Source organism: Paenibacillus sp. TCA20, from assembly GCF_000732325.1.
Classification (GTDB): domain Bacteria; phylum Bacillota; class Bacilli; order Paenibacillales; family Paenibacillaceae; genus Paenibacillus; species Paenibacillus urinalis.
In genome coordinates this window covers 34278-60686 of record NZ_BBIW01000016.1, presented here as the reverse complement: position 1 = coordinate 60686, position 26409 = coordinate 34278, and the positions used below count along the sequence as shown (strand labels likewise).

20 protein-coding genes and 1 other RNA gene are annotated in these 26409 nt (G+C 45.7%); 5 read left to right on the top strand and 16 right to left on the bottom strand.

Annotation, left to right across the window (positions count from 1 at the left end; genetic code table 11):
* Positions 1-55 precede the first annotated feature (55 nt).
* Together TCA2_RS22910 and TCA2_RS22905 are read left to right on the top strand one after the other, a co-directional pair.
* The gene (locus TCA2_RS22910) at positions 56-508 is read left to right on the top strand and encodes a glyoxalase (protein WP_047913921.1); all 453 of its coding nucleotides are present in this window, start codon (positions 56-58) and stop codon (positions 506-508) included.
* A gap of 178 nt (positions 509-686) precedes the next feature.
* Positions 687-1271 carry a TetR/AcrR family transcriptional regulator gene (locus TCA2_RS22905; protein ID WP_047913920.1) on the top strand — a complete coding sequence of 195 codons (585 nt, stop codon included), beginning with the start codon at positions 687-689 and terminating at the stop codon, positions 1269-1271.
* Positions 1272-1458: 187 nt separating this feature from the next.
* On the opposite strand, the gene TCA2_RS22900 is transcribed toward TCA2_RS22905, so the two are convergent.
* Together TCA2_RS22900 and TCA2_RS22895 are read right to left on the bottom strand one after the other, a co-directional pair.
* Positions 1459-4245 (bottom strand): AAA domain-containing protein, encoded by a 2787-nt coding sequence (locus TCA2_RS22900; RefSeq protein WP_047913919.1) that lies wholly within the window; start codon positions 4243-4245, stop codon positions 1459-1461.
* Between the two features lie 213 nt (positions 4246-4458).
* Entirely contained in the window at positions 4459-6048 is a 1590-nt protein-coding gene (locus tag TCA2_RS22895; protein WP_052512279.1) for a restriction endonuclease, read from the bottom strand.
* Between the two features lie 514 nt (positions 6049-6562).
* On the opposite strand from TCA2_RS22895, the gene TCA2_RS27915 reads away from it, so the two are divergent.
* Complete coding sequence (locus tag TCA2_RS27915; protein WP_274337888.1) at positions 6563-6691, top strand: hypothetical protein; 129 nt, start codon at positions 6563-6565, stop codon at positions 6689-6691.
* A 328-nt stretch (positions 6692-7019) separates the two neighbouring features.
* Here the strand turns inward: TCA2_RS27915 and TCA2_RS22890 are convergent, their stop codons facing one another.
* From TCA2_RS22890 to TCA2_RS22835, 13 genes are all read right to left on the bottom strand, one after another.
* Complete coding sequence (locus TCA2_RS22890) at positions 7020-8564, bottom strand: type I restriction-modification system subunit M (RefSeq protein ID WP_047913917.1); 1545 nt, start codon at positions 8562-8564, stop codon at positions 7020-7022.
* Positions 8561-9157 (bottom strand): restriction endonuclease subunit S, encoded by a 597-nt coding sequence (locus TCA2_RS22885; protein ID WP_047913916.1) that lies wholly within the window; start codon positions 9155-9157, stop codon positions 8561-8563. The genes TCA2_RS22890 and TCA2_RS22885 overlap by 4 nt, the downstream gene beginning before the upstream one ends.
* A 21-nt stretch (positions 9158-9178) precedes the next feature.
* A complete protein-coding gene (locus tag TCA2_RS22880) occupies positions 9179-9997 on the bottom strand; it encodes a DUF3800 domain-containing protein (protein WP_047913915.1) in 819 nt (272 codons plus the stop codon).
* Positions 9998-10435: 438 nt separating this feature from the next.
* Positions 10436-10799, bottom strand: a transfer-messenger RNA (tmRNA) gene (ssrA, locus tag TCA2_RS26785).
* A 295-nt stretch (positions 10800-11094) separates the two neighbouring features.
* Positions 11095-11574, bottom strand: a complete 480-nt coding sequence (gene smpB, locus TCA2_RS22875) for an SsrA-binding protein SmpB (protein WP_047913914.1) — start codon at positions 11572-11574, stop codon at positions 11095-11097.
* A gap of 134 nt (positions 11575-11708) precedes the next feature.
* Positions 11709-12842, bottom strand: coding sequence for an N-acetylglucosamine-6-phosphate deacetylase (locus TCA2_RS22870; protein WP_052512275.1), 1134 nt, complete (start codon positions 12840-12842; stop codon positions 11709-11711).
* Between the two features lie 99 nt (positions 12843-12941).
* Positions 12942-13739 (bottom strand): glucosamine-6-phosphate deaminase, encoded by a 798-nt coding sequence (locus TCA2_RS22865; RefSeq protein ID WP_081872780.1) that lies wholly within the window; start codon positions 13737-13739, stop codon positions 12942-12944.
* 82 nt (positions 13740-13821) lie between these two features.
* Positions 13822-14850 carry a Gfo/Idh/MocA family protein gene (locus tag TCA2_RS22860; RefSeq protein WP_052512274.1) on the bottom strand — a complete coding sequence of 343 codons (1029 nt, stop codon included), beginning with the start codon at positions 14848-14850 and terminating at the stop codon, positions 13822-13824.
* Between the two features lie 6 nt (positions 14851-14856).
* Positions 14857-15933 (bottom strand): Gfo/Idh/MocA family protein, encoded by a 1077-nt coding sequence (locus TCA2_RS22855; protein WP_238546491.1) that lies wholly within the window; start codon positions 15931-15933, stop codon positions 14857-14859.
* Between the two features lie 229 nt (positions 15934-16162).
* Positions 16163-17164, bottom strand: coding sequence for a sugar phosphate isomerase/epimerase (locus tag TCA2_RS22850; RefSeq protein ID WP_081872776.1), 1002 nt, complete (start codon positions 17162-17164; stop codon positions 16163-16165).
* Positions 17165-17203: 39 nt separating this feature from the next.
* Positions 17204-18034: a carbohydrate ABC transporter permease gene (locus TCA2_RS22845; protein WP_047913912.1), complete on the bottom strand. Its 831-nt coding sequence runs from the start codon at positions 18032-18034 to the stop codon at positions 17204-17206.
* 164 nt (positions 18035-18198) lie between these two features.
* Positions 18199-19161 carry a carbohydrate ABC transporter permease gene (locus TCA2_RS22840; protein ID WP_047913911.1) on the bottom strand — a complete coding sequence of 321 codons (963 nt, stop codon included), beginning with the start codon at positions 19159-19161 and terminating at the stop codon, positions 18199-18201.
* 23 nt (positions 19162-19184) lie between these two features.
* Positions 19185-20558 (bottom strand): sugar ABC transporter substrate-binding protein, encoded by a 1374-nt coding sequence (locus tag TCA2_RS22835; protein WP_047913910.1) that lies wholly within the window; start codon positions 20556-20558, stop codon positions 19185-19187.
* 128 nt (positions 20559-20686) lie between these two features.
* Between TCA2_RS22835 and TCA2_RS22830 the strand changes: the two genes are divergently transcribed.
* A complete protein-coding gene (locus TCA2_RS22830; protein WP_047913909.1) occupies positions 20687-22519 on the top strand; it encodes a sensor histidine kinase in 1833 nt (610 codons plus the stop codon).
* 20 nt (positions 22520-22539) lie between these two features.
* Positions 22540-23592: a response regulator gene (locus tag TCA2_RS22825; protein ID WP_047913908.1), complete on the top strand. Its 1053-nt coding sequence runs from the start codon at positions 22540-22542 to the stop codon at positions 23590-23592.
* A 110-nt stretch (positions 23593-23702) separates the two neighbouring features.
* Here the strand turns inward: TCA2_RS22825 and rnr are convergent, their stop codons facing one another.
* Complete coding sequence (gene rnr, locus TCA2_RS22820) at positions 23703-26321, bottom strand: ribonuclease R (protein WP_047913907.1); 2619 nt, start codon at positions 26319-26321, stop codon at positions 23703-23705.
* Between the last annotated feature and the right edge of the window lie 88 nt (positions 26322-26409).

Here is a 26409-nt window from a genome sequence, read left to right as displayed (position 1 = left end):
ATACTGAATGTATGTTATAGTGTTTCCATATTAAGGATAAAGGGGATGTTTACCAATGATTACTACAAGTTTCTACCCTGTTATATTGACGGAGAAGGTTGCCTTGAGTTCAGCATTTTACTCAACCTATTTTCAATTTGAAAAGGTATATGAAGCCGACTGGTACGTGAGCCTTAAATTGACTAATGGTAAAGTCCCTTATGAATTAGCTCTCTTGGACGCATCACACCCTACCATCCCCTCTGTTTACCAAAAGAGCGTCCAAGGTTTGATTCTAAATATTGAAGTAGATGATGTGGATTCAGAGTATAAGAGACTTATTATGGATGAAAAACTGCCCCTGCAGCTCGATATTCGTAATGAAGAATTTGGACAGCGACATTTCATAACCAGCGACCCTAATGGTGTATTAATTGACATCATACAAATAATCCCTCCATCTGAAACAGAGAGTGCTAAATATACAGATCAGATTTGGTTGAGTAATAACAATGGTGAAATGGAATAAGTACTACGATACAATTAAAGCATTATTTTACTGGAGAGTTGGCAATTCGTCTCCGAAACTTCTATTACGGAGAATGAAACCGAAGACGGAATGTTCAACAATGGATATCATCTAATACCTGTTGCCTGTTTCGTTGAACAGTATGGGTTATAGCACTCTTAGAGGAGATAGACAGTTTATGAGAAGAAACAAAGAAGAAACGAATGAAACCATCAACAGTTTAATAGAGGTTGCCAGAGGTTATTTTACCGAACATGGGTATGCGGATTCTGCTCTAGAGGATATTGCCAAGGAGTCAGGGCTAACGCGAGGGGCACTCTATCATCATTTTAAGAATAAAAAAGGTCTTTTTCATGTTGTACTAGAGTCAGTTCAAAAGGATGTTGCCAAACGAATTGAGGCTGAAGCAGCAAAAAGTGAAGATGTATGGGAGCAGCTGCTCCTTGGATGCATTGCCTTCGTAGATGCCGCAGTTGAGCCTCAGAACATGCGCATTATGCTCGTGGATGGACCCGCTGTATTGGGATGGGAGACTTGGCGGAGTATGGACGAACATAACTCCATGCGCCTACTCCGGGGACAACTGCAAGTTATGGATGAGCAAGGCTGCCTTAAACAAGGGTCGATCGAAGCCTTGACGCATTGTCTATCTGGAGCCTTGAATGAATCCGCACTCTGGATTGCACAAATGCCCAATTATGAACAAGCATTGGCGGATACCAAAATCATTATCTCCCATATGCTGAATGGTTTTAGGAGTTAAGTTGAATGAGCTGTAAAGCAATAGGAAGCAAAAAATCCACAACCTCATTGGGTTGTGGATTTTTTATGTATGAAGGAGAGTCGAATCCTATTTTGTAAGTCTTACCAGAACCGTTAACAGGAACAGTATGGTAGCTGGAGTATAGTTTTAGATAAACCGAATATACGGATCCGAATTATTATCTCGATCATTCTACCTTATACAACATAGATCTTAACAGTTCCCTAACCCTCTGTTCTTCCCCACTCTCGTTGGTACGGAATCTTTCTAATTTCATTCCATATTTTCTGAAAATCTCTCCTTTCTTCTTATCTCGCTTAAGTTGCTCAGGCTTGTTCTCATGAAAGGCGAATCCATCTACTTCAATTGCCAGCGCAAGCGATCTGTCCAGTTTGTGATAAACTACAAAATCAACAGAAGAACGTTGTTTCACGAATCTACGCTCTTCCTCATTTAACCGTTCCAGGTCCGTAAACAAATTCATTAGAAAAATCTGATTCGCGAGTTCAAAATCCTTAAACATAGGTTCCTTTAACATCTGGTCGAGCAGGGCGTGCATAATATTCTCGCTCCGATGCCTTGATTTATTGAAGAAACGAACACGCTCTCGAAATTCTTGGAGACTATTAGAGTATTCCTTGTACAACAAGTCAAATACAGAATGAATCTCGCTCTCTACGACGTTGTTGTCCAGCGTGCTATATTCCATATATCGCATGAGATCCCCTACTTCATTCCCATACTTGCGAAATGCCGACTGATCGGTCACAAGAATAAACCTCTTCTGTGAACGGGACACAGCAACATTGATCATACAAGGATCATTAACAAATTTCATTCCCATGCCTCCTGCCATCGTTTGGTCGAGCACTGTAGACATGATCATGACGGATTTCTCACGTCCTTGATATTTATGTATTGTGTCACTCTCTATATCGGCAGTAAATAGCTGGGTCGCTTTCTCCACCTGCTTGCGGTATGGCGTCACAAAGCCAATATCCTCATGACCTGCTGCCGTTTCGAGATACCCCAACAGAATCTCCTGTTCAATGACTTCAAGTTCCCTGACATTGAACTTGCCTTTTTGTGCATGGGTCAATTCCCTCATATGATTACCGGGTGACGTCTTGTAGATCAATAAAGGTGATTCGGATATCCCCGGATCGGTAAAAGCGATCAATTCGCCATCGTAATATTTCGTGTTGCAGAATTCAATAATTTGGGGATGGCAGCGGTAATGCTCTCGTAACATTACTTTTGGAACGGAGTCCCCGTATAAGGCCAACATGGACGACAACAAATTATGCTCGATATAACCGTAAGCTTCATCCATGCCAGGAACCGCCTGGCTCTGGATCTTCTGTTCAACCTCCTTCCCAACGATATGAGGCAATTGCTTGGTATCACCTACGATAATAGCCTGCTTGCAGCAGGACAAAGCCAGAGCTCCTGTCAACAGATCCACCTGCGAGGATTCGTCAATGATGCAATAGTCAAATAAGTAATTCTCAGGTATACAATTCCGCAAAGAAAGCGTCGTGCTAAGTACAATCGGATAGTGCTCGATAAACGTTTTAAACTTGTTGCTCTGAGTGTACGTCTTCTCATTGCAGTCCACAGCCGGACGGTTTTGGTATTTCTTATGTAATCTGTGCCGAAATAGCGTTTCGGATAACTGCTGGTGCTGACCCATTAAGGCTTGATAGTCTTGGGACTCTAATTCCTTCTCAAGCTCCTGTATACGATCTGATAACTCTTCGACTTTTAACGTGTAAAATTTACGCTGAACATTCAGGATGACATCCAATCCCTGCTCCTTCAAACGTTTGAAATCCGTAAAACCATGCCTGAAGAACAACTTGAATTGGTATAGGAGCTTATATTTCCTTTTCATCTCTACAGCCAGGAAGCTGTCTTTCATAAACTCCAAAATCCGCTTTGGTGTCTGCCGGTAAAATGACCACTTCTCTACAGACTGGACATCCTGCCTGGCATAATAATGCTCAAAATGCTCCTGTTCAAGTAAATAGGCTGACAACTTCTGCATAAGTTGTGCCTTCTCCCGATCCAGTTCCATCAAGCGGTGAATACGTTGATCCAGATCTTGTAGTTTGGCGTTTAATTCTTCCTCTGACACTTCACTTGACCATTCCGAAACATCCCCATTTGGTAGATTGGCAAAAAACTTTTTCTTATTCTCTTGTTTGCCCAAACTAGCTACAAAAAAATGGTAACCTTGCCGTTCCATCTTTTCTTGTACATTCAGAACTGCAGCGTTGTTACCGGAAACAACCGCTACCTTCTTCCCCTGTATAACCGACAGATTCGCAAGGATGTTTAAGATCGTCTGGGTTTTACCAGTACCTGGAGGTCCCTCGATAATACTAATGGTGCTTTGTAAAGCCTGTTCAAGTGCAGTTCTTTGACTCAAATTGTACCTGAAAGGAAAAATCAGTTCGCTTGTAACCGGAATATCACGCTTTATAGGTTTTTTCAAAAGGTATTGGCTCAAAGCACTTTCCGGATCTACATAGTTTAACTTTGCAAATTCCTTTGCCAAAAAATCTTCCTTTTTCTCGTCTTCATCCTCACTCTTCGCAAGTTTTGAAATCGCACGCCAATAGTCCAGAATCTGACGCCCTTCAGCGTTTTGAATACTACTATTTCTAACTTGAATACGCTCCCTATCGTATGTACGAATACTCCCATTACTGAAACACACCCGAATCTTTAGACCGAAATCCAGCACCCTTTTTACATTATAGAAAGGATACTCATTGTGAAAAACAGCCATATCCTCAGTTATTTCTTGAACAGTCGGCGTCAGTATCTGTATATCATGAAGTGAATAACTATAAATCTTGGTAGAATCTTTATATTTAATCCTTACTATTGGAGGATCCATTTCATATGAGGATACATCCTCTGTCTTGTCAGCACCTTTTACGATGATCATATATCTCTCTTGGTCCATAACAACCTCTTTTGTATGTATAGTCGATGTAAGATAAAATGATTACATGATACACCTATGAGTACAGTCTGATTTAAATACTATACTAACTTTATTCATATTCCGTGAATCTAAATAGTGAAAACCCGCTAAATTAGCGAGTTTTCACTTGATGTGTATGGAATTACGTCATTCCTAAGGAAGAATAGATGCACTGAGTATGAAACAGTTAGATTATTCAAAAATAATTCGTGCTTTAATACCATTTTGTTCCAACAAATAAAGTAACCCTCCACCATCAATTAACTCGATTGGCTTATCTTTTGCAAATTCGTAGGCATCAGGACCATAACCTTTTGTTGTGACTAGAATACCTTTGTTTGCACCTTCATTTAACATTGTCCCGTATAAGTCCCTTACTGCTGAAACACCCACAGTGTTTTTATAACGTTTTGCCTGTATAACGACTTTACCTCCCACTATTGGCCTGGTATCAAATGCAACACAATCAACACCACCGTCTTTTGATGAACGAGTTAACTTAGCATCTAATCCCATTCTTGCGAACAAATCTGTAACTAACATCTCAAACTCATATGGATTTAACTCCATTAAATTAGGAAGACCTTGCAAAGATCCAAGCATATCTTCATGTTCAATAAAACGTTTGTCTACCATATCAAACTCTACAATTGGTTTTACAGCTTGTAGTTCAGCAGGTCGAGGGGACACTTGTGCTCCCAAATTTCTTAAACATACTGATTTCTCCACGCGATTTAAATCAAGCTCATCAAATTTTTCTTTAGTAACCCGAATTGAAATGAGGTATGGTGTAACATCTTTACCCGTAGCAGGATCGACCGAATGTACATACCCACTTAAAACTACAACATCAATAACTTTCCCCTGATCAGCTTCTAATACCTCATGAATGGTTCGAAGTGTTACACCGGCTACAATATCTGAATAGATATTCTTAACCTCTTGGATTTTTCTAGTCTTCTCACTTATTTCATCTTTTGTTTTTACATATTTATATTCCATTACTGTTGGCACAATATCCTTATTGGGAAGTTCGTAATCAATTACTAACTCTTTGGAATCTGGTATATACGCTAGTCGAAAAATTTGAGGGAAGCCTGTTGGGTATTCAGAACGTTCAAGCACCATAGTGTTATAAACGATAACTGCTTCACTTTCACCATTACGATAGTTTTCCTCAAGTTCATCAATTTCTAGATTTCTATCTCTAACTTTTAAATCAAACATAGACTTTTCATGATCATATTCTGCCTTTAACTTGTCTAATGTAACTAATCTTTCATTTTCTTTTGCCTCGTACTGAACAAAGTCATTCTCGAATTGTTGTTTTGCTTCATTAAGGTCTCTCTGATATTTCTTTTCTGAACCAGGCATTAATTTTGTAAAAAGGTTTGGCTGCTTTATCTTTCTTATGTAATCATCTAATTGAGGTTTAGTAGCCGGAATAGAAATATTAGTAGGTACATTAAAATCTTTAAAATTCTCAATAATCTTCAGAGAGGAAAATGAAACCACATCATTCACTTGCAAAGTGTGATCTAATATACCGTATAAGTCTTCTATTCGCTCAGCAAGTTCGCTATTTAAATCATCTGTTTCCTCTATTCTACTTTCTATATAACGTAATTTTGCTTCCTTTTCATCTTGAATCTGTTGTCTTTGCTGCACTTTTGCGATTCTTATTTGTTCACGTTCATATCGTTTTCTCTCAGCCTCACTTATTCTTGCCTGCCTTGCAGCTTCTCTTGCTATAGTAGCCATAAAGCCACTTCTTCTCGCCAACTTGATCTCCCCAATTCTATTATATGTTTTGTTAATACGTTTTTTATGAAACCCACTCTCTTCCTGTGTACTATTATACCTAACAAAAAGGGAATTACTACCTAATACAGCATATAGTATATTAGAACCAGACAATTAGATCACCAAATATTAATTTCAACTTCTAGTAATCATCCAATCTTCAATTAAGATTAAATCTATTGCCGATTTATTTGAGAGAAATTATAAAACAATTACCCTTAGGTTAACGAACACGAGAACTACCATAAGTAGTAGACTTACATAAAAAAGAACAAACACTCAGACAATACTCCTATGAAGTGAAATGGAGGCAGCTCTGCTCGTTAATGAGGGACATATGAGTATTCAAGAAGTAGTTAAACGATTGGATATCAGTAACAAATATCAAGCACAAACCTGGGCAGCAAAGTATTCGATCAGGTGGAACTATCCAAAAAAATACTCAAAGAAGAGGAAGACCTAAAACTAAGTTTTCGAATATGGAGGAGAAGAAATGGCATACCTACGAGCGGAGATTGAGTATTTAAAAAAAGCAGTAATCAAATCTACACAAGGAGTGACGAGTAAAGAGGCAAGGCTCGGAATTATTGATGAAATGAGAGCAAGATTTCCACTCCAATGATTATATTTAGCTCAAGTTTCCCGTTCTGGTTATTACAAGTGGAGAAATGCTCGACAGACAATGAATTAACGTAAAGAAAAGATGAAGCAACCGATCCCCGGTTGAATACCGAGTAACGGTTGCTGCTTAAAAGTGACTTTTTAGATCTGTCTATTTGAACAGGGGTATGACCTTTAGAATGCGGTCATTTTTATGATAGAAATATCGCAGTTTAATTTCCATAATTTGAAGAAGTGCTATGATCAGTCAAATCAAGAGTCTACTATAATTTTATCTAAAAATGCGACATCCCTACGCGGGTACAACGTAACAATCAACATAAACGTATTTAAAGATTCTTAGAAACGATGCCTAATTCTTTTAATTTAGATTTTATTACAGCATCGATCTCTGCTATTTTTCGATCTATTCCCTTTAGCTGACGTTCGGCAGATGTTATATCGATTATGTCATTCTCTATATCCTTATCGATATACCTCGAAATATTCAAATTATAGTCGTTATCTTTCAACTCATCTAAAGTAGCAAGGTAGGAGTAGTGCTCAATTTGTTTCTTGTTAATATAGGTATCGACAATTTTATTAACATCCACGTTCCTTAATTGGTTCTGGTTCCTTCCATTCGCATATTCATGAGAAGCGTCGATAAACATAACCTTATCGTCAGTTTCACGACTTTTTTTCATAACGACGATACATACTGGAATAGATGTACCATACATCAGGTTAGGGGGCAATCCAATGATCGCATCAATATAATTATATTTTTCAACGAAGAAACTCCGTATTTTCCCTTCTGGTCCTCCTCTAAACAGTATTCCCAGTGGTAATATTGCGACAAGAATACCTTTGTAATCCAATTGATGAATCATATGCTGAATAAATGCAAAATCAGCCTTCGATTGTGGGGCAAGTACCCCATATGACCTAAAACGTTCATCATCTAAAAAATGGAAATGTGCGCTCCATTTTGCACTATAGGGAGGGTTAGCGACCACCGCTTCGAAACGCATATCCAAATGTTTAGGTTGCTCTAACGCATCATCGTTACGAATATCAAATCGATTAAACGCAACCTCGTGTAACAACATATTCATTCTAGCCATATTATAAATCGTACTCATTTTTTCCTGACCGTAAAAGTGTCCTACCTTGGCCTCTTTTGCAATTTGTAGAAGAAGCGAGGCAGAACCACAAGTTGGATCGTATACACTCCTAAGTTCGTCTTTATCTGCCGTCACTATTTTAGCAATGAGTGCTGAAATTTCAGGTGGCGTATAGAACTCCCCACCCTTCTTGCCTGAGCTTTCCGCAAATCGCGAGATTAGAAATTCATATGCCTCCCCAACGAATTCCGGATCAATATTATCGCTTGCGAAAAGGAGATCGTAAATGGCTACCATAACATCAGTCATGAAGTTAGATTCAGAATTAACAAGGTTTCTTAATAGAGAAGCAGACAATTCCATATTAGCGAATAGATACCGCAGACTGTGCTCGCTGTCAGCTCCTTTTATGGAGCGATTAAAGCATTCAATACCTAACTGAAAGTATCCTACATTAAATAAACTTTTTTTAATCTGACTAACCATGGTTGAAAATAAGTACTGAGGCTCAATTACGTACCCTAAAGTCGAAACAAGCTCTTCCCTTATACTATTACGCATTTCTTCATTTTTCCATGCTTCCTCAAATGAGCATTTATCATAAAGCAGTGAATTACTAACTCGATCTTCAATTTTATGAGAAAGGTATCCATAACATATAATTCCCAGAAAATAATCGCGTATAGCCGACTCCTCCAAAAATCCGCGCATAGACTCAAGCCGTGCCCATAAATGATTATAAAGTTCTAATCGCTGTGAAGAAATCATCTCGATCCCTCCTGCAAGTAAGAGATCAATTGTTGATTAATGCTTTTCTCTTCTAGGTAGATACGTTGCATCAATAGTCTTTTTTTATTCAATAAATTACTATATAAATCACCTATAATCTTCTGTTCCTTCAGAGAAGGTACCACGACAGGTACTGCCCGAAGTTTTTGAATCGAGAGCGCCGCCACGGTCGTTCCTTGCGTCGCTTCACTTAAATAATTTTGGCTCTCAGGGTACTCATTTAAATACCACTCTAAATAAGGAGCATACAATGTTTCATTAACATTAATAACGGCAAAGTTTGAAGGGACCAGTCTGCCCAGATATTCCAATCTTACAGTTGCCGCACGACGTGATATTAAGTTAATAAGTACCATGTTTTTATCGGTTATAGGCAATTTTCCAACTTTCTTTTCCGTAACAAGAATCTCTTGAGGTTTATCACGACTACCTCGATTTTCATTTCCTAAGCTTTCATTCATTTCTTTCATTGTATAAAGCATTAACTTAACCGAACTGAAACCCGGTTCAGCCTGTACACGGGATAAGTTAGCTCCTTGAACAACGTTCCCATAATCTGCAAGATTTAACAATCCTCAGCACCTCACAATAACTTAAACTTCAATCCTTCTGTACTCATCAAAATGTTTAGCGATAAAAAGGTTGATATAGGTTTTAAAGTTTCTTTCCGTGAGAATAGATTGGCCTGTCCATTCATAAATAGACATGTTCTGAATGAAGCATTCCAACAGTCCCAACTTGTACAATATAAAAATTAAATTCCGTTGTTCACGTTTTGATCTTGAGTTGGATGTACTGTTCTCCATTATTGTTCTTATTATTCCGAGTAATAGATCTGTAAGCTCCACACCAATTTCTTCGCCTTTACGCTTGTAACTGCATTCTGAAACGAAGTACGGTTCACCTCTATATAGGGCATGAGCGTTTAGTTGTTTCTTCAAAGAATTTGCCAGATCAAGCCGTTCATACTCATATGCATGTTCAATATACAGAGCTGCGTTTAATTGAGAGGATTTATCGTATTCTCTGAGTAATCCGTACATGATCCGCTCAGGAAATTTAGTATATACAGTGTACTCGATTATCTCCGCCTTTAGTCTAGACCCAAACCGAATTGCGTCTGCTTCGATTTGGCTATAATGATAATGAAGAATATTCAATTGTGCGTACGGTGAAATCTTAGCTGCCATTTGGAATAACTTGATGATACCATTTCGCATCTTGGCATCTCCAGAATAATCAGTCCAATGAAAAGAATATTCTTTATTCAATTCGTGCATCATAATTAATGAATCATTTTTATAAATATCCGTTGGGAAGCAAAGCGCACCCATTAGTTGGACTGCATTATTCTTTTTTCCACTTTCATCAAAGAAAATGGAAAGAGTCGTATTATTCACAGCAGTTTCCAAGGATCAACCTTCTCTCTGTACAAAAACGTTGTTTTATGGCATAATTAATTATCAGTAAAATTATTAAAAATTCACTCGCAGCGCCTGAGTTTGCGCGTGATCCATTTTTTTCAAAAGGAACTTGCACTGCTTGATGTGCACGTTCCTTTTTGCTATTGCAAACAATTACCTTATAGCCCAATACTACACTCATATCAAGGATAAATCAACTGCTATTTTTTAAAATAGCAGTTGATGATGCATCCATCATTCTTCTCACAATAAACCGAACTAGCTCAGGCATTAATCAAACTTGCCACGATCATGAAAAATAGCCGACAAGTGAAACTTAAAACTTTTCAGAAATCATGATAGTGGAAAGAAAAGTTTTGATATATTTAGAAGTTGGAAGCTCTTAGACAGCAAAAATCCACAACCAGATTCGGTTGTGGATTTGACATATGGAGGCGAGGGGAGTCGAACCCCTGTCCGAAGATAACGCCACATAAGCTTCTACGGGTGTAGTCACAGTTTTGATGTCACCCGAGTAGCGCCCCGTAACCGGCTCTACGTTGGGTCAGCCTGTTTGTCTTCTTCAGCTAGCCGCAGGCGGAGACTAGACAGCGTATCCCACTAAAGTTGGGCCCTCATCCCGGTACATGGGCGATACAGAGCGAGAGCACGCACGCAGGTTATTAAGCTGCGAAAGCGTAGTTGTTTTGTTGTTTGCCGTTTAATAGGCTTTAGCGTTGATGAAGCGGACGCGTCCCCACTACCCGCTACTCATGCTCGAACTATCCCCGTCGAATCCAAAAACGCCCCCTTGTTATAAAGGGCCTCCTGGATAGATCGGATCAATAAGAGCACCAGTAGATCTATTCCGCATCCTTCCCCTCCATGGTGAAAGGATGACTAGAAGCAATTGGTTATACCAGAGCACTTGTTCTCTCTCGTACTTCCTTAGTATATCACAAAAGTATATATAATGCGACTTACTCCAATCTATAACTTGCAGGTAAACAAGGAGAGAGTTGGAAAAGCGCGTCATACCTAACCTATTCTGACCAGCTGCAACAGAGCTAACTCAGACATTAATTATCACTTCACTCCAAATCAACTTACCGAGCAATCTTCTGCTTCTCGCGCAGTGCACGCTGGATATCACGCTGTGCATCCCGCTTCGCGGCGGTGTCACGTTTATCATATTGCTTCTTACCTTTACCCAGTCCAAGCAGCAGCTTCGCATATCCATTACGAACATAAATCTTGAGCGGTACGATGGAGTATCCCTCCTGCTTCGACAGACCCAGCAGCTTGTTAATCTGTGCCTTGTGCAAGAGCAGCTTACGCGTACGTGTAGGATCATCAGGGTTATTGCGGTTCCCTTGTTCGAACGGGCTGATATGCATGTTATGAATATGGATCTCGCCGTTCCGAATGGTCGCAAACGCATCTCCAATATTCGCACGCCCATTCCGCAGAGACTTAATCTCTGTCCCAGTCAGCACCATTCCTGCTTCATACGTATCCTCGATGAAATAGTCATGGGAAGCCTTCTTATTCTGCGCTAATACCTTGCCGTCATTCTTCTTCGCCATGTTCTCTTCACCTCTTCGTATCGTATTGTAGCAAGCACTGACGGTCATTTCGTCTATAAGACTGCGGGAAATAACAATCATTTCCGGACTTCATTGTATCAAATTCTATGATGAGAAATCAAGGTAACAAACCCCTATATGCGTTGTACCCCGCTGCCAGCGGTTTGAAGCACTTGCACTTCCCCATCTCGCATTGTAAAAAGAACACTCGGCTCAAGCTCCGGCTGAGCTTCACTGTAGTTATTCAGCAGTCTCCAAGGTTGAACAGACCCCATATTCCACGCTTCCTCGAGCGTACACAACCCCTTGCGAACCAATCGGCTGATCCCCTGAATCAGCATTTGAGCCGATCCGGCAAGCAGCTCCGGCTGAGCGGTCAAATGAAGCTTTCCTAATTCCGTCAGTGTTACTCTTCCACCAATATGCGTCTGATAATCCCCTGCCGGTAAACCCGCCAAATGGGCCGCATCGCTGACAAGTATGGCCTTTTCCTTTTTTACACGCATAATGACCTTCTGGACCGCATCCGGCAAATGAAATCCATCCGCAATAAAGCAGGTGTACAGCTCATCAGCGGCTAGCTGCTCCCATATGTAGTTGGGATGTCTCGGAAGCATCAGATGTGCCCCATTGCCAAGATGAGTAGACATCAGCGCCCCGGCTCTTACGGCCTCAAAAATCTGCTGACTGCTCGCCGCTGTATGCCCTATGGATACAATGATTCCTTCCTGCACACACTGCTCTATAAACAGCTGGCTCCCAGCCCACTCGGGTGACATCGTCACAATCCGGATCATCCCTGTGGCAGCACTCTGCAGGCGCTGAAACAGATCTATATCCGGTGCAGTCACAAATTCCGCTGGGTGTGCTCCCCTGGGGCCGTCCTCTGGTGAGATAAAAGGACCTTCCAAATGCACCCCCGCTATGCTCCTCCTTGTGATCTCATTTACTGCACAGGCTGCCGCAATTACTCGCAAGGACTGACTCATTGCTTCTTCACTGTTTGTAATTACAGTCGGGCAGTATTTGACGACACCAACGGCTTGTAACAGTCTAGTTACTTGGTGAACCTGCTCCACCGTAAGATCTGGGCTATTAAAATCAATACCCATGTATCCATTTACCTGCAGATCAACTAGACCTGGCGCGAAATAGACCGTTTCATTATTCATACCTGCTAGAGCGGCCAAGCTATCATCTGTCATCTCCACCCTGATTCGTTCCCCAGTGGCATAATGCACAGCTTCCGTATATCGCGTGTTAACCATCTAGACTAACCTCCTTCTCATATAAAAAAGCGTCTTAACGACGCTCGATAACATGGAAAATTAGCTGTAAAAGGCTATGTCTCCGCTTAAATACACTCTTTATTTTAAAGGGGATTCATGTTCATTCATTTCACCCCAAGCTGCCAAATCTACATACAAAGTACACCTCGGGTGGGTTCTTAAAATGCTGGCCGGACAAGCTTCGCTAATCTTACCGTTCACCGTGTTATATACCGCCTGCTTTTTGGTTGGTCCTGGTACCATACAGAACAGCTCTGTTCCGGACATGAGTGCGGGCACCGTCAATGTAAGCGCATAGGTGGGTACTTCGTCGAAGCTCGGAAAGCAGCCATCATTCACCTGCTGCTGCCTGCACGCCTCATCCAGCTCCACCGGCTTCACCCAAGCCTGATCTGAAAAATCAGCCACCGGAGGATCGTTGAAGGCAATATGGCCGTTCTCACCAATTCCCATAAATACAAAGTCAATCGGTCTCTCCCTCAAGAGCCCTTCATACCTGCGGCACTCCGCTGCCGGTTCCGCCTTCCCGTCTAGTGGATGCCATGCGTTTAGCCCCGGTTCTGCCGCCTGTATGACCCGCTCCTCTACAAATCTGGCAAAGCTTTGTTCTGCCGTGCGGGACAACCCGATATACTCATCCATATGAAAAGCTTCCACCCTGCCCCACTCCACATCGGCTGCTTCCATAAGCGCTTGCAAAAATTCATTTTGCGATGGAGCTGCAGCAAAAATAACTCTCACCCGGTCCTGTATGCGTAGCCGCTGCTGTAAAGAACGAACGGCCTCTGCGGCAGCCGCCTTCCCCATCTCTTCGCGTGTTGCATATATGCTGACCTTCAGCTGATCTGCATGCGTTTGAAATACTGGTGTAATCATGAGCTCACTCACCCTCTCACCCGCCTTTCTTCCTAACAGCCTAATGAGGATTCCATTTCAATTTTGCATTCCTGCTGCTCCCCTACACCATTGAAAAATGCTCTTTGAGCTTAATCTCCTGCTTCAGACGCGAGGATGCATACGTCCCCAAAATAATCTCCAGCGAATGCCTTCCCTCTGTCCCCGGTACCACCGGTGTACGTCCTTCACGCACTGCATAAGCCAAATCTCGAAGCTGCTCCCGATGCCCGTCTGGAATGACGGCAAAAGGGGCAAACTCCGGCAGTGTAACCTCTGCTCCATCCAGCTCCAGCATTACAATATCATCCTCTTCAATGATCAGTGTGCCCGTTTCGCCATATAGCTCTAAACGCTGACCCTTCCCTTTATAAGCGGTTGTCGTAATCTCCAGTACACCCATCGCACCATTTTCATATTGGAGCAGTGAGGTTACCGTGTCCTCCACCTCAATATCTCGCAGCACATTTCGGGCTCTTCCCTCAAGCGAAGCAACTGGGCCTGCCAGCCACTGGAGCATATCCACGGTATGTATGCCCTGATTCATCATGGCTCCGCCTCCGTCCATCGCCCATGTTCCACGCCATCCCGCACTGTCATAATAAGCCTGACTCCGATAGATCTTCACGTAGGCGGAACACAGACTCAGCTTGCCAAGCGCACCAGAGGCAATAAGCTGTTTCGCATACTGTGCTTGCGGTGACATGCGGCGGGGAAATACGGTAGCAAGCAGAACTTCCTCCTGCTCACAGGCTTCAATCATGCGCTCTACGCCTTCCATCTGGATCGCCATCGGCTTCTCGACAAGGATGTGTTTACCCGCTCTTGCCGCTCGAACGACCTGCTCCTCGTGCAGTCCGCTGGGTGTACAGATGGATACCACTTCGATGTCGGGCCTTGCTAATAACTCATCCAGATTCGAGTATGCGGCTGCCCCATATTGTGCAGCGAATCGCGCTGCCTGATCCGGATTCACATCACATACCGCGACAAGCTCTGCTTCCGCTAGCTTTGCGATCTCACTGGCATGAACCTCGGCAATAATTCCGCAGCCCACAATCCCATATCTCACAGGCATCATTCCTGCTGACATAACCACTCACCCTTTCTTTATATGTTCCTTTTTAGAGTAAACATGGACCCGCTCTGCCTGCTCATCTGCCAGCAGTGTGGCTCTTGTAGCTGCCAAGAGATCCTCATGCGTAAATTCATGCGGCTTCCCCTCAATCCGGTTTATAAAATCCTCCACGATGCGAACAGGAGGCATACGCAGCGGCACTTGCTGCAAGGGCTCCTCATGGGTCATCACGAGCAGCAGCTCCTCTTCACCATCCAGCTTCGCTGCCGGATCACCTGCGAGCCGAATTTCGGCGCTCCCCAAGGTGCCTGTCACGAAGATGCGTCCATCTCCCCAAGTCCAGCATTTCTCCGGGGCATGCCAATCCGCATACAGCTGAGCACTTACCCCGCCATCCAGTACGGTTTGAACAGCGGCCGTATCGTAAAAGTCTGGATACTGTGGCAGGATTCTCTTGCCCATTGCTGCCTGAATGCTGTGAATCTCTTGACCCGTCAGCCAGCGCAGCAGATCAAAGTCATGCACCAGCAAGTCAATAATAATGCCTCCCGACTCCTGCTTGTTGAAGTGCCAGGCTGGACGGGTCTCCGGCCGCAGCCGATGCGGCTTCCGCATGGTAATACTCATGATCTCTCCCAGCTCACCATTCAGCACCATTTCGCGCAGCGTATATAATGAAGGTCGATAACGCTCTGTTAACAGCATCCCTAACTGAATATTCCCTCTATTGATTAGCTCCTCAAGCTCGTTATACCCCTTCCAGTGAACAACCGCTGGCTTATCCAGCATCAGGTGCTTGCCGTATTTCTCACATTCGAGCGCGATCCCCAGCTTAAGGTTATTGATGGCAGAGCTCCCTATGATTCGAACCTGCTCCGGCTCAAGCAGCTCCTTACTGCTGTCTACAAGCTGCAGCTGGTACTTGGCAGCCAGCTGATTCGCCAGCACTGGATCACCTGGTTCAAATATGCCCGCACACGCATAACCGAGCTCCAGCATCTCCTCGATAAAAATCGAGATATGCGGATGCTGACAGCCGATCACCGCAAACCTCTCCGCCCTTCGTGATCCCGGCAAGCCTCTTACAGATGACATCATACCTCTCCTTTCCACTAAGAGATTTTTACAAAATGTCATGCTCCAATACGCCTAACTCTGCTTAAATGCTCTCCGCCCTCGCCTCTATCTTCAATTGCACTTGCCTTTCACCAATAAAATTGCAGCTTCACTTTAGCTCTTTTTACTTCCCTATGCTGCTGCTACTGCTGAATCCCTCATCTCACCTGTACCACTTCCCAAGTAACGCCTGAATCTAGCGGCTTCCCCTTTATCTCTGGTGCTGTGCCTTCACCTCTGCCATCAATCTTTGAATCTCCTTCAGGTCATAAGCAAGGCGCTCGACCGCAGGATAAGGCGCTGCACATTCCAGCGTAATCCACCCGCTATATCCGCTCTGATGCAGAGCCGCCAGCAGCGGCGCGTGATCTACCTCGCCCTCTCCCAAACGGCACTGCATAAATGCCTCATTCCCGTGGCGAGTCAGATTGACAAACGTCCCTTCCTCACCCGCAGTCGCCATTCTCCGCTCATCCTTTACATGGACATGGCGGAGAGAAGCACCGAGCTGCTGAACCGATTCAGCCCCATAATCAACATCGGAGATGTACATGTTGCCTGCATCATGGATGAATCCCAGCCTGTCATCCCCTGTTAATCCCTGCAGCTTCATAGCGCTAACGGCGTCCTCTGTCAGCGTTTGGTTATGAATCTCAATAAGGATTTGAACCCCTGATTCCGCCGCCTCTTCTACACAGGCTCGCAAATACCGGGCTGCCTGCTCGTAGTGATGCTCCTCTGCCTTAAATGCATTGGGGCCACCCGGAAACACACGAACATAAGGGACGCCCAGTACACTTGCAATCTGAATGAGCTGCCGAACATCTTCTACAGCAGCCTTACACTCCTCTACCGTCAAGTTAGAGAAGTATCCGACATATCCTGCTAAGGCTGGAATGGCAAGTCCCAGCTCCTCTGCCCGCTCTCTCACTTTTCTGGCTTCCTGAAGCGGCATATCTAGCGGAAGGTGAGGAGAACGACAGGCAATCTCAATACCATCAAAACCAAGTTCAGCCGTAATTCTCATTGCTTCCGAAAGGCTGTACTCGATCAGGGTCCCACTGAAAGCCGCGACAGGAAATAAACGGTCATGAGACACAATGCCATCCTCCTGCCTGTCAGTACGCAGCTGCGAGTGAGCACGCGGAAGCGGATTATAATTAGATGATTTTGTCTTGTCCTGATCTTCCCGACTTGCCTCATTATGATCCATCCTTACTCTCCCTCCTTACGGGCAACATCCAGTTCCGTATCATTTAATGCCCGACGCCGTATGGTTCTGCACGAAGTACTTCTCCGCAAACAGAAATACGAGCAGAATCGGCAGCAAGCTCATCAGCGCCGCAGCGACCATCAGCTGCTCATTGCCGACCCATTGACCTTTTAGACCCAAGATGCCGATCGGCAGTGTAAACTTCTCGCTGGAGCTCAAATAAATGGACGGTGCCAGAATCTCATTCCATTTGGTCATGAATGTAAAAATAGAGAGTGTCGCGAGCGACGGCAGACTCAGAGGCATATAAATGCGCCAGTAGATCCGCAGCGGATTGGCTCCTTCCATCTTCGCTGACTCCTCATACTCACCCGGTATGCTGAGAAAAGCCTGCCGCATCAGAAAGATGCCGAACGGCTGGGCAAGCCATTCAATAACCCACAGCGGTGTAAGTGTATCCAGCATGTTCATCGAGTTGAAGATGATAAAATGTGGAATGATGATAACCACGGGAGGGATCATCATCGTGCCGAGTACAAACATGAACAGAACGTTTTTAAAGGGGAAACGGAGCCTGGCAAAGGCATACCCCACCAGCGAGCAGGACAGCAAGGTTCCGACCACAGACAGAATGGCAACAATGAAGCTGTTCATCGTCTGCGTGCCGAAATCCCCCAGCTTCAATACCTCCGCATAGTTGGACCACTGAAAGTCTTTTGGGAACCAGGTCGGCGGTACGGTGGTGTATTCTGCATATGTTTTTAATGAGTTCAGAATCGCCTTAACAAAAGGAACCAGCATAATGAGCGAGCTGATCATGATTGCGATATAAGCGATGATTTTACCTGATTTCTTACGAGAGGATTTCATGAATTGACCTCCTTCCTATAGGAAGACGCTTCTTATCATTTAAAATAAGACCTTATTACTGCTAATCTGATTAGATCAGGAGCTTGAATGAGCACCAGTGATTAGCTCTAGTGAACAGGTTCTAGGATCTAGCTTCTAGCGACCGAACTCTAACCTCTAACCACCTAGTTATAGTGCACCCAGCGGTTTTGCAGCTTCATCTGCACGAGCGTCAGGCTGAACAATATCACGAACAGCACCCAGGCGATCGCCGAGGCATAGCCCATGTGGAGGAACGAGAACCCTTCACGGTATAGGTAGAGCATTAGCACAAGACTGGAATCACGCGGGCCTCCTGCTGCTGCAATGTCCCCGCCGCCTGTCATGACATAGATCTGCTCAAACGCCTGAAACGTGGAGATTGTACTGAGTATGATGACTAGAAACGTCGTCGGCGAGATCAGCGGTACGGTGATACTCCTGAACTTGCGAAGCACACCTGCACCATCCATCTCAGCGGCCTCGTACAGCTCATTTGGGACATTTTGCAGACCTGCCAGGAACAGCACCATAATGTACCCGATGCCTTTCCATACAGCTATAATGACGAGCAGCGGAATAACCCAGTTTTCACTGTTCAGCCATTGCTGTGGCTCAAATCCCCATTTCACCAGCAGCGAGTTCGCAAACCCGAACCGGGGATTAAATATCGCATCCGCTACGTACAGAATAACGGTCCACGAGGAAATAACCGGGATAAAATGTGCCATTCGGAACCATTTGAGTCCCTTTAGCTTCTGATTCAGCATCACAGCCAGAACCAGGGCGAGAATCGTCTGCAGCGGCACAAACAAAATGGCAAAATAGATCGTATTCCACAGCGACTTCCAGAACAGCGGCTCGTTAAACAGCTTGTTATAGTTCTCTGTCCCGATCCACTGCGGCGGGGTCAGCATGTCATAATCGGAAAAGCTGAAATACAGGGAGACAAGTAGCGGGCCGGCGACGAACACGATGAAGTGAATAAGATACGGGGACACCATCAGGAGTCCCCATCTTCCTTCCGATCGCAAGTAGCGGCTGCGGCCCGCGGACTTTAGCTTATGCCCTCTCTTGGGCACGGCCCTCGTCGATTTGCTCAGTGTCATCCGCGGCAGCTCCTTTGGCTTCGTTATTTCTCATAAAATGCATCCAGCACATCCTGGATTTCTCCATTGGCCTTCGTCAGTGACTCATCCACCGTAGCGTCACCAAGGAAAGCACGCTCTGCATTCTCATTGAATTTGGATACCCACTCTTCCCATACGGCATTGGTATCCAGTGTCCCGGCAAATTCAAAGCTGTCGAGGAACGCCTGACGATTCGCAGGCTTCTCCCCGGCGGTCAGGAATACATCGGAGTTAGCTACTGACTTTTTGACCGGAACGGCTTCACCCAGCGCTGCCCATTCCTTCTGTACCTCATCCTCGGTAGCCCAGAACTTCATCCATTCCCATGCTGCAGCAGCCTTAGCCTCATCGGCTTTCGCACTAATGACCCACGAGTTCGCAATAACCGGAGCAAAGCGTTTTCCGTCCGGACCTGTCGGCAGCACGGTGACATCATAATTCAGTCCCGCTTCATTAGCTGCCTGAACACGGGCATAAATGCCGATCCGCATCGCGGCTGACCCGCTCGGGAACACAGCCATCGCACTTTGGAAGCTCTTCAGATCCACGGGATCGGTGAAGATGCCTTTTTGCATACCATCGACGATCCAGTTCATCGCCTCTTTGTTGCCATCGGAGTCTACAATTGACTGTGTGCCGGTCTCGTCGAGAATGCCGCCGCCGTACGATTTCAGTACCGTGAACCAGCCCTCGGTTATGCTGAAAAAAGTAAGTCCGAACTGACTAACGGTATTCGCATCGAACCCTTCCTCTGCAGCAGCCTTTCCGCTTCCATCTACCGTCAGCTGAGTCGCAGCTGTCTTCAGATCTTCCCAGCTCCACTCCTCTGTCGGATATTCGACTCCGGCTTTATCAAACAGATCCTTGTTATAATACAGGACCCCGATTTGAATGCCTTGCGGAATGCCCCAGTATCGTCCATCTGCATCCTTGTTGAACTCCAGTCCGTAATAGTCATCCTTGTTCAGATCACGGTCAATCCACTCGGTTACGTCCTTCAGCGTGCCTCTCTCGGCATACTTCATGACGAGCGCTCCGTCCGACAGCCAGACATCCGGTGCTTTACCTGCGGCAATCTGTGTGTCGAGCTTCTGATAGAACTGTCCATACGGCGCACTCTGCGTATCTACTTTAATATGCGGAAACTTGGCAGTGAACTTCTCGATCAGTTCCTTCATCTTGGCGTCGCTCTTGCCATCAGAGTAATATCCCAGCGTGATGGCTACCTCTTCCTGAACCGTTTCCCCATTGGTCTCTGGATCTGTGCCGGCTCCTTCACTGCCTCCATTCGTGCCTCCTCCACTGCAAGCTGCCGCGAATACAGAGAACACAAGCAGCATACATACGAGTACGGACACCTTCTTACGCTTGACCATTTAACCGCCCCCCGCTATAGTAATTCCATCCACATCTTATATTGTAAATATTGTAAGTGAGGGAGGAATGGTTAATCCTACACTAGTTGTCTTTTCCTGCACTCACCTGATTCACATCGCAAAGAGAGGTGGTTCATATCTTATCCAGCCTGTCTATTAATAAGAGACTCATTGCAATCAGCCTGATCTTTGTCTGTCTGCCTGTAATCATCCTCGGCTCCTATTGGTACAATGCATCGACCCGCACTATTGAAGAGTCTGCCATCGCATCCAACGAACGAATCGTGACTCAAACCAGCGAATATCTGAATCTATATATATCTAATCTTGAAACTTCAACCTACCCCTTTCTCTCGAATCCGCATATCCAAACCCTAATCAATCGTACCAGCATGACCCCTTATGAGTACTTGAAGCTATCTGATGCCATCGAAAAAGGACTGTTCGCCCAAATGCTATATGGACGTGATGATCTGGTCGGGCTCTCCGTTCTTGCCAAGAACGGCATGCAGGTCAGTGATTACAGCCGCTCAGAAGAAATGCTCGATATGCGGAGCATCAGGCAGCGTAATCGGCTGCTGTTAGCGGACATGGATCAGATGGATGATTTTCATATGACGGGGATCCGCTATATTGGTTCAGAGCCCGTGCTGACATTAATCCGAAAAATATCGAGCAGTAAAAGCTACCTCTATGAGGGACTGCTCGTGGTTGATCTGAATCTCGATCAGATTGCCGGTATTTGCAGCAACGTATCCAGGGAGGACCTTCACCTGTGGATTGCCGATACGCAAAATAACCGCATCCTGTATCATCCGGACAAGGAACGAATTAACGATCTCTTACCTGCATCCCTTGCGGAGAAATTCTCAGCAGAGCCTGCCGGCTTAATACATGAATACGAAGGCAACAACGAAAATATTTTATTATATGAGGAGGCCACTCTCTCCAAATGGGCGGTCGCACTGGAGCAGCCTAAGAATGCCGTCGTGTTCGAGCTCCTTAATCTAAGATCAACCACCGTATATTTGTTTGTCATCATTATGCTGGTGACGCTGCTTGTTATGGGCGGCTTCTCCTTACAGATCAGCCGCGCCTTATCGCTGCTCCAGCATTTCATGAAACGCGTACAATCCGGTGATTTTTCTACCCCTATCACCCGTATGACCGGGCGCAAGGATGAGATCGGCGGGCTGTTCCGCAGCTATTCCCATATGGTCGGTGAGCTCAAACGACTCGTAAGCGAGGTTCAATCCGCCAAGCTCAAAGAGCGTGAGCTGAGTCTGAAGCAGAAGGAATCGGCACTTCATGCGATGCAATCCCAGATTAATCCTCATTTTCTGTACAATACACTTGAAGTCATTAATGCTCATGCCATCCTCGACAACCAAATGGTGATCAGCCGAATGACAACCTCACTCGCCGATCTGTTCCGCTATAACCTGAAGAATGCTCATCAAATTGTTTCGCTTCGGGAGGAGATCGGACATTTAAAGGCGTATTTGGATATCCAAAAGGCGAGGTACCGAAAATTAACGGTCGATATCTGCATCGAGGAGTCTGTAATGGATCAAATTCCGCTGGTTCGGCTGACACTGCAGCCGCTCGTTGAGAATGCATTTATTCACGGCTATCAGCACCACCGTCTGCCGCCATCCTATATCGGTCTGACGGGAACAGCGGATACGGAAGGGAATTATATACTGCGAATTATGGATCATGGTAAAGGAATGGATGAGCATCGAATGGAGCTGCTGAATCAGTTCTTCAGGAACGGTGAGGAATCTAGAGTAGAATGGGAACCACTGCTTCAATCCAGCGGAATCGGGCTCACCAGTGTTCATGAGCGGCTTAGGCTGTCCTTTGGAAGTCATTATGGATTGAGCGTTCATTCCTCCGGTCCTGCCGGTACCATCATTGAAATTAAACTGCCACTCCGTTTACAGCCGGCCCGTCCATAACAAATAAGGAGGGATCTTGTATGTATAAAGTCATTATCGCGGATGATGAGTACATGATTCATGCCAGTCTTGCGAAGCAGGTGGAGTCCTCGGGGCTCCCGTATCAGGTAGTCGGTGAGGCTGAGGATGGACAGGAAGCACTCCTGCTGCTATCCGAGCAGCCTGATCTGATTGTAACAGACATCTGCATGCCTGCGATGGATGGACTCACGTTTATCGAAAAGGCTAGAGCAGTGAACCCCCATGTTGTGTTCCTCATTATTTCCGGCTACAGTGATTTCGAATACGCCCGGACTGCACTGCAGCTTGGTGTGGAAGATTACCTGGTCAAGCCGGTAAGCCCTGACAAATTCAGAGCAGCACTTGAATCGATCCTTCACAAAATCGAGTCCCGCAAACATCAGCTAATTCACCAGAAGCAATGGGTCGTTCATCAGCTGGAGCTGCTAAACGAGCTGGAGAGCAGCATATGGAGATTGGATGAGACGGCAGCCCGTCAAGCAGCTGTCCACCTGCTGGAGCAAGGACTGCCGCAGGATGCGCCTGCTGGACCCCCGAACCTGATCATCAATCAGATCAAATTAGATCTTAGCGAGATGCTTAAGACGCGGGGAATTGATGTATCTTATCTTCTTTCAAACAAAGGCGCAGCGATTCAGCTGGATTCCTCCGAACCCGAAGCCGCCTTTCTTCAATATGTATCACTTCTCTTAGACCAGATTAAGCAAGAACGCAATTTTGGCTCACGTAACCAGATTCTAAGAGCAATTGCTCATACGCGGAAGCACCTTCATGCAAGCGACCTCTCCGTACAGCAGGCTGCAGATATGGCGGGGATGTCTGTAACCTATTTCAGCAGGCTGTTTAAGGAGGAAACAGGGGCGAGCTATGTACAGTATCTCATCAAGCTGCGAATGGAGGAAGCTAGAATACTGCTTGAGCAGCAGGCCTGCAGCGCATCCGAAGCGTGCGAGCGAACGGGGTATACGGATTATCCCCACTTTAGCAAGACGTTCAAACGGTATTATGGTATTGCCCCCGCCGATTATATGAAGCACCACCGCAGTTTATAACCGGTAAAGTAAAAGGAAGGCTCTTGCACACAATGAGAACTTAAAGAAATCTATAGAAATAGGCCAACCAGATATCTCTGGCTGACCTAATCATACTGGCTATACGGATTCTATTTCTTTTTCTTACGGACAAATGCGGCCATTCCGTTTCCGCCGCTTTTCCCTTTAGGCTTACGCTTGCGCTTGCCGGAGCCTTCTCCACCTTTAGCCGGGTTGCCGCTTGGCGCCTGTGCTGCTTGTTCGCCAACGAATACGCCGCTCTTCGACGTTTTTTTCTTGCGGCCCTTACCCTGGCCTGAATGTCCACCACGTCCGCCTTCTGCAAAACCGGTAGAGGATCCGCCTGGTGAGTTATAGCCGCCTTTGCCGGAGCCAAAGCCGAAGCTCTGTCCTCCGCGTGATTCTGTACCGGAAGCTCCCTGCTGTCCGGCTCTGCCGCCATTCTTGCCGCGGTTTCCACCGCTGCCGCCCTTGCCTCGGCTGTCCCGTCCGCCCTGATTACCGCCTCGGCTGTCTCTGCCTCCGCGGCCGTCACGGCCCTCGCGGCGGGATCCGCCGCCGAAGCCGGCACCAGGTCCGCGCTCCTGCCGGGGCTTCATGTCTACCATTTCAAAATCAATGGTGTACTCATCCATATTCACCCGTGCTACACGGATCTTCACTTCATCCCCGATACGGAATATCTTCGAGGTCCGCTCGCCAATAAGAATCATGTGCTGATCATCAAAATGATAATAATCATCGGTCAGCATACTGAGACGAATGAGACCCTCTACCGTGTTCTCAAGCTCAATGAACATTCCGAAGCTGGTCACACTGCTGATCATGCCGTCAAACTCTTCTCCGACCTTATCGAGCATATACTGTGCTTTCTTCATCTTCTCGGTGTCACGTTCGGCCTCAACGGCTACACGTTCCCGCTCTGAAGATTGCTGAGCAATGTCAGGCATCCGGCTCGCCAGGTACTCCTGTCGGTTCTCGGGAAGCGCGCCGCCATTCTCGAACACTTCTCGCATGACACGGTGAATCACAAGATCCGGATAACGACGGATCGGTGACGTAAAGTGGCTGTAGAATTCCGCAGCCAGACCAAAGTGTCCGGACATTTCGGAATCGTATTTCGCCTGCTTCATGGAACGAAGCATCATCGTGCTGATAACGGTCTGTTCCTTCGTGCCTTGGATATCTTCAAGCAGGGACTGAAGCGCTCTTGGATGAATAGAATTCCCGCGTCCCTTAACGTGAAACCCAAAGTTTGCAGCGAAGCCCAGGAAGTTCTGCAGCTTCTCCTGATCCGGGTCCTCATGGACACGGTAGATGAACGGCACTTTCAGCCAGTGGAAATGCTCTGCTACGGTTTCGTTAGCCGCCAGCATGAATTCCTCAATGATCTGCTCCGCCACCGTACGCTCTCTCTTGACGATATCAACCGGCTTACCTTCCTCATCCACAAGAATCTTGCTCTCTTCAAAATCAAAGTCTACCGCGCCACGGCGCATACGCATGTCACGCAGCTTCATCGCGATTTCCTTCATCAGCTTGAAGTCGTCCACCAGCTCGCTGTACCGCTCGATCAGCTCAGGATCTTCTTCCTCCAAGATTTTGTACACATTCTTATAGGTCATACGTTCTTTAGTCTTGATCACACTGGTGAAGACCTCATGGTTTACGACCTTCATCTGCTCATTGAATTCCATCACACAGGACATGGTCAGCCGATCCACTTGGGGATTCAAGCTGCATATTCCATTGGATAAACGATGCGGCAGCATCGGAATAACCCGGTCTACCAAGTACACGCTGCAGCCCCTGTTATACGCTTCCTGATCCAGCTTGGAATTCTCGCGTACATAGTAACCGACATCGGCAATATGAACGCCTAGACGATAATTGCCATTCGGCAGGCGCTCTACGTTGACCGCATCATCCAAGTCCTTCGCATCTTCACCGTCAATGGTTACAATATTCAGCCCGCGCAGATCTCTGCGTCCCTGCTTAATAATTTCATCCTCCGTAATGGAGTCAGGGGCCTGTTCTGCCTCTTCTATAACTTCCTCCGGGAATGCTTCAGGCAGCTGATGCTTGCGAATGACGGACAAAATATCGATACCCGGGTCGTCTTTATGCCCAAGAATTTCGATGATTTCCCCTTCTGCAGCAGCACGACCTTCCGGATAGCTTACGATATTGACGACAACCTTCTGGCCGTCCACCGCATTATTAAAGCCCGTCCTCGGGATAAAAATATCGCGATTAATACGCTTGTCATCTGGAATAACAAACCCATATACCTCTTGGCTCTGGAACACGCCAACGACCTGTACTACCGCGCGCTTGACGATACGGATGACTTCACCTTCCAGCCGCCCGCCTTCCGGACCTTTGGAGGTTACACGAACCAGCACGGTATCTCCATTCATCGCACTCTTCAGGTCGTTTGCATGAATATAGACATCCGGATGCTCACGATCCTCGGGTATGAGAAAAGCAAAGCCCTTCGCGTGAGCCTGCAATCTTCCCTTCACCATCTGCATGCGTCCTGGCACACCGTAACGGTTCGTACGGGTCAAGACAATTCTTCCCTCGTCCTCGAGCTGATTCAGAAGCTTCAAGAACGCTTTGAACTCAGCCGCATCTTCGATGCCGAAATGCTGCTCCAGCTCTTGATACGTCATCGGTTTATAGGCCGTCTCCAGCATAAAATCAAGTAATTGTTGTTCAGTTATCATTTAGTTCACCTCTAGGAAACATAAGAGTAGGCCTTTATGTACTTTGTCAGTCTTGATTATCATTAGTAAAATCTTACCCTAGTATACA

Coding starts and splice junctions, on each gene's coding strand:
- smpB (WP_047913914.1), bottom strand. CDS start 11,574: ATGGCGAAGAAGAATGACGGCAAGGTATTAGCGCAGAATAAGAAGGCT.
- TCA2_RS22835 (WP_047913910.1), bottom strand. CDS start 20,558: ATGGTCAAGCGTAAGAAGGTGTCCGTACTCGTATGTATGCTGCTTGTG.
- TCA2_RS22850 (WP_081872776.1), bottom strand. CDS start 17,164: ATGGATCATAATGAGGCAAGTCGGGAAGATCAGGACAAGACAAAATCA.
- TCA2_RS22855 (WP_238546491.1), bottom strand. CDS start 15,933: ATGATGTCATCTGTAAGAGGCTTGCCGGGATCACGAAGGGCGGAGAGG.
- TCA2_RS22865 (WP_081872780.1), bottom strand. CDS start 13,739: ATGATTACACCAGTATTTCAAACGCATGCAGATCAGCTGAAGGTCAGC.
- TCA2_RS27915 (WP_274337888.1), top strand. CDS start 6,563: ATGGCATACCTACGAGCGGAGATTGAGTATTTAAAAAAAGCAGTAATC.
- TCA2_RS22845 (WP_047913912.1), bottom strand. CDS start 18,034: ATGAAATCCTCTCGTAAGAAATCAGGTAAAATCATCGCTTATATCGCA.
- TCA2_RS22910 (WP_047913921.1), top strand. CDS start 56: ATGATTACTACAAGTTTCTACCCTGTTATATTGACGGAGAAGGTTGCC.
- TCA2_RS22870 (WP_052512275.1), bottom strand. CDS start 12,842: ATGGTTAACACGCGATATACGGAAGCTGTGCATTATGCCACTGGGGAA.
- TCA2_RS22890 (WP_047913917.1), bottom strand. CDS start 8,564: ATGATTTCTTCACAGCGATTAGAACTTTATAATCATTTATGGGCACGG.
- TCA2_RS22840 (WP_047913911.1), bottom strand. CDS start 19,161: ATGACACTGAGCAAATCGACGAGGGCCGTGCCCAAGAGAGGGCATAAG.
- TCA2_RS22825 (WP_047913908.1), top strand. CDS start 22,540: ATGTATAAAGTCATTATCGCGGATGATGAGTACATGATTCATGCCAGT.
- TCA2_RS22905 (WP_047913920.1), top strand. CDS start 687: ATGAGAAGAAACAAAGAAGAAACGAATGAAACCATCAACAGTTTAATA.
- TCA2_RS22900 (WP_047913919.1), bottom strand. CDS start 4,245: ATGGACCAAGAGAGATATATGATCATCGTAAAAGGTGCTGACAAGACA.
- TCA2_RS22860 (WP_052512274.1), bottom strand. CDS start 14,850: ATGTCAGCAGGAATGATGCCTGTGAGATATGGGATTGTGGGCTGCGGA.
- rnr (WP_047913907.1), bottom strand. CDS start 26,321: ATGATAACTGAACAACAATTACTTGATTTTATGCTGGAGACGGCCTAT.